The organism is Microcoleus sp. B4-C2, from assembly GCF_036705265.1.
Taxonomy (GTDB): Bacteria; Cyanobacteriota; Cyanobacteriia; order Cyanobacteriales; family Microcoleaceae; genus Microcoleus.
In genome coordinates, this window is the sequence record NZ_JAUBUB010000197.1 from 1 (window position 1) to 2,025 (window position 2,025).

The 2,025-nt window shown below is 47.1% G+C and carries 1 protein-coding gene; it reads left to right on the forward strand.

Going from position 1 to position 2,025, the window contains the following annotated elements; all coding sequences use genetic code 11:
• Positions 1 to 640: 640 nt before the first annotated feature.
• Positions 641 to 1,660, forward strand: coding sequence for a type I glyceraldehyde-3-phosphate dehydrogenase (locus QUB20_RS28315; RefSeq protein WP_333212976.1), 1,020 nt, complete (start codon positions 641 to 643; stop codon positions 1,658 to 1,660).
• Positions 1,661 to 2,025: the final 365 nt, after the last annotated feature.

The following is a 2,025-nucleotide window of genomic DNA, read 5'->3' on the forward strand; positions in this document are numbered from 1 at the left end:
CGTTCTCCAACCATAGTGCCAGGTTCTACAAGGATTTACCAGAATATTCTAAGAAATCGTTTACTTTGTAACATCAGTAAGCAGCGGCAGAAAGCCTAATGCCTTCTGCCTTGCAATTTCAGCCTTCTAGAAAAGTTCAGGTTTTTTGATAAACACAAAAAGTTAGAAAGGATCGAGCTTTGCGATATGATCTGGTGTCATCAGAAAGGTGGGCGGAAACCCCGTCGTTTTAAGACCGCTTTATATTAAACTATAGTTTGGTCAATGACCCACCCGCGACGATGGATTCAGACAGCCTAACGAGCGAAGTCCAGTACAACTGGCGGCGCAGACAAATCGGTAGACCGGGAAAAGAGGATAGGGCAATGGTAAACATCCCTGGAATCAAAACAACAGATAAGAATTCCTTTTAGGTATTCGACGCATAAAAACCGCTGGGCTAGCGGGGTTAGTCTGTGGAGCGAACATAAGACCAGAAAACTCCTTGTGGGTGGAGGCAGTTGCGATGAAGCAGAAACTCAAATCGTGAGGTTTGGGAATCACCGTGGCTTTAGTCCGGTGAGAATGTCAAAAGTCAATTCTTAAATTTTTCCAAAATTTAAGCCTGAGCTAAGGGCTGCCATCGTTAGGAGGTACTAAAGTGATTCGAGTCGCGATCAATGGTTTTGGACGTATCGGGCGCAGTTTTGCGCGCTGCTGGTTGGGCCGAGAAAACAGCCAGCTAGAGTTGGTAGCTATTAATGACACTTCCGATCCCAGAAGTAATGCTCACTTGCTCAGATACGATTCCATGATGGGAACGTTGAAGAATGTGGACATCAGTGCGGATGAAAATTCCATTACCCTAAATGGGAAGACAGTTAAATGCGTGAGCGATCGCAACCCGCTAAACTTGCCTTGGAAAGATTGGGGTATTGATCTGATTATTGAATCGACCGGTGTCTTTGTTGACCAAGCTGGTGCATCGAAGCATATCACTGCCGGCGCTAAAAAAGTGCTAATTACCGCTCCCGGCAAGGGTTCTGAAGTTGGTACTTATGTGATGGGAGTCAACCACCACAACTACAAGCACAGTGACTACACAGTCATCAGCAATGCTAGCTGTACTACTAACTGTCTGGCTCCTGTACTGAAAGTGCTGCACGAAAATTTTGGCATCGTCAAAGGCATGATGACCACTACCCACAGCTATACTGGCGACCAGCGCTTGCTGGATGCCAGCCACCGCGATTTGCGGCGGGCCCGGGCGGCAGCAATGAATATTGTGCCGACTTCTACCGGCGCAGCCCAAGCTGTGGCTTTGGTGATTCCAGAATTGAAGGGCAAGTTAAACGGTATTGCCATGCGCGTGCCGACTCCTAATGTGTCGGTAGTTGATTTTGTGGCTCAGGTAGAGAAAAAGACTTTTACCGAGCAAGTAAATCAAGTGTTCAAAGAAGCTGCCGAAGGCTCCATGAAAGGGATTTTGGAGTACAACGATTTGCCTTTAGTTTCTTGCGACTATCGCGGAAGTGATGCTTCTTCGATTCTGGATTCCAGCTTAACGCTGGTGATGGATGGCGACATGGTAAAGGTTTTGGCTTGGTACGACAATGAGTGGGGCTACAGTCAGCGGGTGGTTGACTTGGCTGAATTGGTCGCCGAACGTTGGGAAGCCTAGTACCCGAAGGCAGAAGGCCTTAGTCATTCGGCAGAAGGTAAAAAATGCTGATATTTTTTACTTTTGAGTCGATTTCTAGCTGACTTGTTATTTCTTTTTTCGAGCGCTAGAGACTTTTGGCAGTCGATAGTTGGCGAGTAGAAGATGAAATATGGTAGGGAGACGGCAGTGGGCAATGGTGTCAACTTAAGCTTTTTGTCCACCAGTCCTCCCGCCCACCCGTTAGTCCGCCAGGGAATGAATTCCCTGTCTAATAGCTAAAGTCCTCTGAAGAGGACTAATGAGTTTTTTAGTCCTCTTCAGAGCGTTCCACCGGCGTCGCACGCCGGTTATGAATAAAAGAAACAGTAAAGCTAGCCCAAAAG